The sequence below is a fragment of the Streptomyces sp. NPDC050422 genome (assembly GCF_044458665.1).
Classification (GTDB): Bacteria; Actinomycetota; Actinomycetes; order Streptomycetales; family Streptomycetaceae; genus Streptomyces.
Genome location: NZ_JBITIE010000049.1, coordinates 1 through 7,333 on the forward strand (window position 1 = coordinate 1; position 7,333 = coordinate 7,333).

Here is a 7,333-nt window from a genome sequence, read left to right on the forward strand (position 1 = left end):
GGTGGCGCTGCGGAAGGCGCGGTCGGCTACGGCATCTCCTGCGTGACCAGCGAGGAGGGCTGCAGCGTCTCCGGCGCGGCGAAGGCCTCGGCGGTCGGCGCGGTGACCGGTGGCGTGTTCGGCGCGGCGGCGAGCAAGTTCGGCCGCAAGGGCTGCACCCCGCACAGCTTCACCGGCGCCACCTTGGTGGTGCTGGCGAACGCCACGACCAAGCCCATCTCCGAGATCAAGGTCGGGGACTACGTCCTGACGGCCGAACCCGGAAAGAAGAAGAAGGAGAAGCACAAGGTCAAGGCGGTCATCGTCACCAAGACGGACCGCGAGTTCGTGGACGTTGTCGTCTCCACGAAGTCGGGCCCGAAGACGATCCAGACCACCAAGCACCACCAGTTCTACGAGTCCACCAAGGACGCCTGGACCCAGGCCGCCGACCTCAAGGCCGGCCAGAAACTCCAGAACGAGTCAGGCCGCCCGACCGTGGTGCTCGACGTCAAGGCGTACACAGCGCAGCGCGTCACGTACGACCTGAGCGTCGAGGGTCTGCACACGTACCACGTGGGCGCCGGTGACACCGCGGTGTTGGTGCACAACCAGAACGATGAGGGAGGGGCCTGCCCGCTCGACGTGTCCGACGACGTCATCAAGAAGGGGCTCATGAACCTGGGCAAGCAGAACGTGGCCGCTGCGAAGCGACGTGTCGAGCGCGGCGAGCAGGATGAGCTGCCCGGAGCCTTCAGCGTGGGCCGTGACCGGACCACGGGTAGGGTCTATTCGGGTGACAGCGGGCCCGCGACGGGGCACGCCAAGTCCGTCATGGACGCCCTTCCGGCGAAGTCGCAGCTGGAGAACGGCAGGCCCCCGGGGGTGTGCGCGGAGGCGCGCATGTGCACCAACGCAGTCAACGACGGCGCAGATCCGGCGAATCTGGATATCGTGACCGTCAATCCGAAGGGTAAGAAATTCAAGATGTGCCCCAACTGTGCAACATGGGTGCCAGGATTTGTCAGGGAGGTTCTGACGGGATGAGTAGCGCGACTGAGCGGCCCGAGCGTGAATCTCTCAAGGTCATGCTGGCCGGAGTGGAGCGGGTCGAATTCGGCGAGGTGGATGTCGAGGTGGCTGTCGCCGCATACGCGGAAGCCGGATATGAGGTCACCGAGAATCTCAGGGAATTCCTGAAGAACTACGGTGAGATCGTGGTCGGCTGGACATCGCCCCGAACGGGCGAGGAAATGGTCCTCGCGATCACCCTCGAGGAAGCCATGGATGTCTATCCGCCGAATGTGCGCAGTTATTCCCGGCGGCTGGGCATGCAGGCAGTTCCGATCGGGATCGCCTTGGAGACCGAGGAGAACGTCCTATTGGTGGAGAACGGTGGCATCGTGTTTGCTGGCGACGCCGGCATGCAGCGCATCGGAGCCAGTTTCGAAGAAGCAGTGAAGGCGTTTGTCTCCAGTAGCTGGGACAAGACCTTCTTCTGATCAAGACGCGCCCTTCGCCGGGGCGCTTTGACAGGGGCACGGGCCGTCGGTTCTCCGACGGCCCGTGCCCCTGTTGCGCGTCCTCTGTTACGAGGGCTGAACGAGCCCAGCCTTGTCGTAGATGCTCGCCACGCGTGAACCTGCATCTCCTGAGGCGAAGCCCATGCCGGTGCGGAAACTGCCGGGATGGTCCGGGTCCGGGATGTAGACGTCGAGGCCCTGCGGTTCGCGGTAGTCCAGGGAGTACGCGGCAGCCGTGTGGGCGGGGTTGACGGTCTCCTTGAAGGGCGTGGGCGGCTTGGGGTCGAGCTCGCCGGTGGTGAGGTTCACCGAGGTGATGAATGTGTTGACGACGCCGGGCGGGGAGACCACCACCTTCTGGCCGTCGATGGCGCGGTGGGCCGTCTGCTCGCCGGTGTCGGCGGCAAGGCGCTGAACGGCGCGGTCATGGGTGCTGCGGGCGGCGCTGCGGAAGGCGTGGTCGGCTACGGCATCTCCTGCGTGACGAGCGAGGAGGGCTGCAGCGTCTCCGGCGCGGCGAAGGCCTCGGCGGTGGGCGCGGCAACGGGTGGTGTGTTCGGCGCGGCGGCGGGCAGGTTCGGCCGTAAGTCGACGGCGAAGCAGGAGCCGGACGGCCAGCCGTCCTCTCCGGGTTGCCGGACCGGCGTTCCTCACAGCTTCACCGGTCTGACCGGGGTGCTGATGGCGAACGCCACGACCAAGCCCATCTCCGAGATCAAGGTCGGGGACTACGTCCTGACGGCCGAACCCGGGAAGAAGAAGAAGGAGAAGTACAAGGTCAAGGCGGTCATCGTCACCAAGACGGACCGTGATTTCGTCGACGTCGTCGTCTCCACGAAGTCCGGCCCGAAGACGATCCAGACCACCAAGCACCACCAGTTCTACGAGTCCACCAAGGACGCCTGGACCCAGGCCGCCGACCTCAAGGCCGGCCAGAAACTCCAGAACGAGTCGGGCCGGCCGACCGTGGTGCTCGACGTCAAGGCGTACACGGCGCGGGCCGTCACGTACGACCTGAGCGTCGAGGGTCTGCACACGTACCACGTGGGCGTGGGCGACACGGCGGTGCTGGTGCACAATGACGATGGACAGGGGCCTGCGTGTGGCGTCGGCGGTGCTGCGGCAGATGCCAGTGGCCAGTGGCGCAACCGGGGGCGCTTCGCCGCCAACCCTGATCGCATCGCAGCGGGCACGCCTCACGCGGATGGCATGCTGCGGGGGACTAATGAGTCCGGCCAGTCGACCAGTCGTGCCAACTTCCGGGTCCCTGTTCTGGCCAAGATGTGGAACGACGCCAAGGTGGGTCAGCTTCCGGACGGAACCGCTGGGCGAGTCTGTCCCAGACAGGGGCCGAACTGTGCCGGAGTGGTCGGCGGCGATCCCACCAAGGGGGAGGACCGCAGAGGAAACTGGGACGGCGGTCACTACCCTGAGAGCTGGTCGAACCGGAAGTTCCCGGTCGGTGTGTCTCGCGACGACGTGATCAACAATTACAATACGGATGTGCGGCTCGAATGCGTTCCATGCAACCGTGGTGCAGGAAATAGAGAGGATGGGTAAGCGGAGAAGATGGCTATTCTGATCGACCATTTCGAATCACGTCTGGGTCAGCTTGTCGGCGCGTGGTCAGTCAGGGATGGCGCCCCCGAAGGTGCTGCGCAGGTGGGATATTTCACCGGCGGCGTCTTCGATGGCGTTCAGTCCTTTGCCACCACCACCCTGCACCAGACGCACCTAGTCTCTCCCGCGACGGGGGAATCGCAGCACCTGGAGTTGCTCGGTTGTAATCACCCCGTCGTCGGGGATGAGTACGGGCCGTTTCCCGGAGTGCTGGAGTGGGTGGCTGAGCGCTTGGTGACGACCGGGAAAGCGATTCTTCGCGGGGATGTCGTGTCCTTGCCGATGTCGCTGCGTCCGGGTAGTCCCTTGACCGCGCTGTATGCAGCCATGCCGGTCTACTTCGACGACGACTTCTTCTCCGTCACGCTGGAAAACGGGACGCATGTATCCGTCGTGTGGCTGGTGCCGCTTCACGGGGCCGAGGCGGAGTACGTGGAGAGGAACGGCTGGCCGGCTTTCGAGGCCGAATTGACGAAGCAGAATCTCGATCTGTTCGACCTTGAACGACCGCAGATGAGCCTGTAATCCATCTGTCAGGCGAGCACGGGCTGCCGGATTCCGGCAGCCCGTGCTCCCTTCGCACGGCGGCACGCCACCAACCGGGCCGACGCGACAGTCGCAGCTACGACACAGGGCGCCGTGTCGTGAGCCCGCAAGCCGTGAATCAGGAGGGCTGAACGAGCCCCGCCTTGCCGTAGATGCTCGCCACCCGCGCCCCGCCACTCCCGAGGCGAAGCCCATCCCGATCCGGAAGACGCCGGGCTGGTACTCCAGTCGCACTTCGCAATCTGACGGGGCGACAGGTGTCGTGGGGGTGCGGGCCTGCTGGGCGGGCGGCAAGCGTGGCCGGCGAAGGTACGCGGTGTCTTGGCTGCGGTGAGGTTCAAGTCTCGGGCACTCCGACCCAGCCTGTGCCGGAGCACGAACCGCCCCTCGGTATTCACTATTACTTCCACGACGGATGGAAGATGACCGACGCCGAGCGGCGCGCCTATGCGAAGTCCGGGATCGATGGGACGCGGTGTCGCGCTTGCCAGAATAAACAGGGGGGTGGTTTGTCCGGTGTTTTGACGAAACTGGCAAATACCTTCGGAATGAAGAGAGGGTGAGTCATGAATTCGCTTGAAGAAGGGCGTCGATCGGCGCTTGCTAGACATCTTCACGCCTCGTGGCCGCACTGCGCGCATGTTGATTCCAGGTGGCAGGCGGGCGGCATCGAGGAACTCGTGCCCGGGTTCCAAGTGCGGTGTATCGCACCAAGTGATGATTCCGAGCCGTGGGTCTACGTGTCTCTGGCGGCGTCTATCATCGGTGGAGACTCTCACGAGTTCGCCTTGCTCTCACCTGTGGAATACCCGCGGCATGTTGAAACTCTGACCATGCTTGCGCATTGGCAGGCTGCTGGTCGCGCGGCTGATGTTGGGTCGGTGTTGGAATTGGGCTGGCCCTGGATGGAGGGTGGCGAGGCGGAACATCTGCTCATCACGCCTCTCTATGCATATCCTCCGGAGTGCGGGACGTTTCGGGATGGCGCTCAGGAGGTCGACATCCTCTGGGTGGTGCCCGTTCATGCCAGCGAGGTCGCCTACCTGCGGCGACGCGGCATGCAGAAGCTGGAGGAAAGGTTCGAGAAGCGCGGCGTGAACCTTTTGGACCCGCGGCGCGAGTCTGTGGTGGGGTCCTTGTCGGCTTCCTGAGGGTTCAACTGAGGATTCTTGCGGAATGGTAGAATGAGCGAGTGCGGGAACCGAGAAATCGGTTCCCGCACTCGCTCATTCCGTGGTAATGAAGCCGTTCGGTGTGGGAGTTATGGCAAAGAGGTGCATCGACCGTCCTCGAAATCCTGGAAAGCCCTAACGGAAACCAGGGGAGTCGGCCGGGTAGCTTTCGATCCGCGACGCCAACTGAGAAGAGCGCAGAACGCTGGGTCCACGGAGTCAATTGATCCCGCCGGAGGTTTCGTGTCTGGCCAGTGTCCATTGAGGTGGGGCCAATTCTTCCTGGAGTGACCCCCGAAATTCCGAAACCTGGACGCTGGATGTTTCGTCATCCGGGGGAAGTGATCCAAGGTGGCAAAGCGGAAGACCTGCCCCGAAGAGTTCAAGCGGGACGCGGTGGACCTGGTGCGTTCCTCGCCGGACCGTTCCCTCACCGAACACACACGTCACCGTTGGCCGCTGGGGCTCCATGAATATCTTTCTCTGCCGCGCAGATTACACCCACCCGCCACAGCTCAGCTTCCAGGGCTGAGCAGGTTCACGGCATTGCCACTCGTGTGGCCAGGGCCAGGGCCAAGCTCAAGCGTGACCCGGTGAGCCTTGGCGTCCCCGGAGACCCCTGGCCCGACGGAGCTGCCCGACCGACGAGGGATCCATCCCGCTCAGGCCTCGATCCTGCTGGAGGGCCTGCCCGTCCCTGCGCTGTTCCGGTCGGCCGCGCGCCATGGTGGCTGACCGACCCCGACACGGATATCTGCCAGATGACGCGGAGTGGGCGGTGACCCCGCCCGGGAGTTCCAGACTGCACTGAACCGCGGTTGGCGTTGAAGGGCGCTGTCTCCCGGAGCCCGACCTCCGCGACTGACGGCCGTGGCGTGGCAGGGGCGGGCGTCGTCCGTGACCGCGAAGAGTAGGCGAGGGAGACTCTTTCGGGGCGTTCTCAGGGCGCTTGGAAGGGAGTTTCAGTCACCGGTTGTGGCTTCTCCCGGCGAGCAGTCGGTTGGTCCCGGCGCCCCGATGACGTACGTGCCCTTTGCGGGCAGGGTGGCGACGAGTTCACGCTTTCGCAGTTCCGCGATGGCGCGGCGCACGGTTCCGATGCTCACGCTGTACAGCTCGGTCATGGCCCGCTCGCCGGGCAGCGCGGCGCCTCGTGGCAGTCTGCCGGACGCGATGTCGGCTGCGATGGCGTCGGCGAGTTTCACGTATTCGTAGCGCGGGAGATCGCTCATCCCTTCACGGTGCCGCACCCCGACGTGTTGAGCAGAGGTGGGACGCGTTCCGCAGCGGTGGATCGTGGTGGGGTGCAGGGGGACGCAGTCGGGGGTATGGTCGATGCAGCAGAGACCCCGGCGGCCTGGCAGGGCCCCGGGGCATGGCCAACGCTTACAAGGAGCGTCGACGTGTACGACCTTATCCGCAGGACCATCGTCTGGCTGTTGAGGCTGGTGTTCGGCCCTGGCAATGGGCGGCATCGGGCCTACGCACCCGCCCCTGTCTGTGCCTTCCCCGCCTACTTGTCGCCCGCGCCGCGTCCCGGAGCGGTCTACGTCTGCCCATTCACCGTGCACCGTCCCGTCGCGCGGCAGCCGTTCTGGATGAGGGGTCCGGTCGATCTGCGGGTGGCCGGCGTGTCGGGGGTGGCGGTATGAGGGAGTACCCGCCGGTTCCCGGCGTTTCGTCCGCACAGGGTTCGCTGTCCACGCCGCGTCTGCTTCCCTGGCCGTCCCCGGAGGGCAGGCCGTGTTTTCTGGTGACGGATGATCCGGGCAGCCGTCTGTCGCGGATGGCCGACGAGGCGGAAGTCGCGCAACTGGCCGCAGGCGTCGATGTCCTGAGCTGTGCGTGGGAGGTACTGGACGATCCGATGTCCCCGCATGTCGAGGTGCGGTATGCCGGGATCAGGCTCGCCGAGTGTCTGCGCGATGTGCTGAGGGTTGCCGAGTCGCGTGGCCTGCGTTTGCCCGCCCGCGACATCGGTGACGACGAAGAGGGGGAGGGAGAGGGGCGCGTGCCGGGAGCGCGGAACGCGTAACCCTGCCCCGCCCCACACCGGGAGGCGGCCCAGCGAGGCTGCCTCTCGGTGTGGCTCCGGGCCCGTGCCAGCCCGTGCGACGCGATGCCTGCAGGCCGTCCAGGAGGTACCGGCCGTCTGAATTCGGTCGCGGATGGTGCGTCGGGTACGTCGATGACGTACGGCTACGACACCGAGTCGAATGTGACGTCGGTCGAGTACGGGCAGGGCAAGGGGCGGCGTGACTTCTCGTACGACTCTCTGGGCCAGCTCACGACGGACAGGCTGACGTCGCCGACGGGCAAGTCGCTGGCGTCGTTCACGTACGGCTACGACCTCAACGGCAACGAGACGTCGAAGACGACGACGGGTGTCGCCGGGGCTGCCACGAACACGTACACGTACGACTGGGCGAACCGCCTGTCGTCCTGGAACAACGGGAGTGCGACCGAGCAGTACGGCTACGACGCGTCCGGCAA

9 protein-coding genes are annotated in these 7,333 nt (G+C 65.3%); 7 read left to right on the forward strand and 2 right to left on the reverse strand.

Annotation, left to right across the window (positions count from 1 at the left end; genetic code table 11):
- Together ACIBJG_RS38450 and ACIBJG_RS38455 are read left to right on the forward strand one after the other, a co-directional pair.
- Nucleotides 1-1,026: Hint domain-containing protein (locus tag ACIBJG_RS38450; protein WP_399314952.1), on the forward strand; the 1,026-nt coding region annotated here is incomplete at its 5' end.
- Nucleotides 1,023-1,481: an SUKH-3 domain-containing protein gene (locus ACIBJG_RS38455; protein ID WP_399314954.1), complete on the forward strand. Its 459-nt coding sequence runs from the start codon at nucleotides 1,023-1,025 to the stop codon at nucleotides 1,479-1,481. The genes ACIBJG_RS38450 and ACIBJG_RS38455, both read left to right, overlap by 4 nt.
- Before the next feature lie 87 nt (nucleotides 1,482-1,568).
- Here ACIBJG_RS38455 and ACIBJG_RS38460 read toward each other — a convergent pair whose 3' ends face one another.
- Nucleotides 1,569-1,856: a hypothetical protein gene (locus ACIBJG_RS38460; protein WP_399314956.1), complete on the reverse strand. Its 288-nt coding sequence runs from the start codon at nucleotides 1,854-1,856 to the stop codon at nucleotides 1,569-1,571.
- Between the two features lie 21 nt (nucleotides 1,857-1,877).
- On the opposite strand from ACIBJG_RS38460, the gene ACIBJG_RS38465 reads away from it, so the two are divergent.
- The 3 genes from ACIBJG_RS38465 (at nucleotide 1,878) to ACIBJG_RS38475 (ending at nucleotide 4,819) form a co-directional block, all read left to right on the forward strand.
- Entirely contained in the window at nucleotides 1,878-3,062 is a 1,185-nt protein-coding gene (locus ACIBJG_RS38465; RefSeq protein WP_399314958.1) for a Hint domain-containing protein, read from the forward strand.
- 9 nt (nucleotides 3,063-3,071) lie between these two features.
- Nucleotides 3,072-3,647 (forward strand): suppressor of fused domain protein, encoded by a 576-nt coding sequence (locus ACIBJG_RS38470; RefSeq protein WP_399314960.1) that lies wholly within the window; start codon nucleotides 3,072-3,074, stop codon nucleotides 3,645-3,647.
- A gap of 587 nt (nucleotides 3,648-4,234) precedes the next feature.
- Complete coding sequence (locus ACIBJG_RS38475) at nucleotides 4,235-4,819, forward strand: suppressor of fused domain protein (protein ID WP_399314962.1); 585 nt, start codon at nucleotides 4,235-4,237, stop codon at nucleotides 4,817-4,819.
- Nucleotides 4,820-5,802: 983 nt separating this feature from the next.
- Here ACIBJG_RS38475 and ACIBJG_RS38480 read toward each other — a convergent pair.
- Nucleotides 5,803-6,072, reverse strand: a complete 270-nt coding sequence (locus tag ACIBJG_RS38480; protein ID WP_399314965.1) for a GntR family transcriptional regulator — start codon at nucleotides 6,070-6,072, stop codon at nucleotides 5,803-5,805.
- A gap of 416 nt (nucleotides 6,073-6,488) precedes the next feature.
- On the opposite strand from ACIBJG_RS38480, the gene ACIBJG_RS38485 reads away from it, so the two are divergent.
- Both ACIBJG_RS38485 and ACIBJG_RS38490 read left to right on the forward strand, forming a co-directional pair.
- On the forward strand, nucleotides 6,489-6,875 hold the full coding sequence (locus ACIBJG_RS38485) for a hypothetical protein (RefSeq protein WP_399314967.1): 387 nt from the start codon (nucleotides 6,489-6,491) through the stop codon (nucleotides 6,873-6,875).
- A 153-nt stretch (nucleotides 6,876-7,028) separates the two neighbouring features.
- A partial coding sequence (locus tag ACIBJG_RS38490; protein ID WP_399314969.1) for a hypothetical protein occupies nucleotides 7,029-7,333 on the forward strand: 305 nt, incomplete at its 3' end.

Excerpts from the sequence above, each read along its gene's own strand:
- ACIBJG_RS38455 (WP_399314954.1), top strand. The coding sequence starts at position 1,023 with ATGAGTAGCGCGACTGAGCGGCCCGAGCGTGAATCTCTCAAGGTCATG.
- ACIBJG_RS38470 (WP_399314960.1), top strand. The coding sequence starts at position 3,072 with ATGGCTATTCTGATCGACCATTTCGAATCACGTCTGGGTCAGCTTGTC.
- ACIBJG_RS38480 (WP_399314965.1), bottom strand. The coding sequence starts at position 6,072 with ATGAGCGATCTCCCGCGCTACGAATACGTGAAACTCGCCGACGCCATC.
- ACIBJG_RS38485 (WP_399314967.1), top strand. The coding sequence starts at position 6,489 with ATGAGGGAGTACCCGCCGGTTCCCGGCGTTTCGTCCGCACAGGGTTCG.
- ACIBJG_RS38475 (WP_399314962.1), top strand. The coding sequence starts at position 4,235 with ATGAATTCGCTTGAAGAAGGGCGTCGATCGGCGCTTGCTAGACATCTT.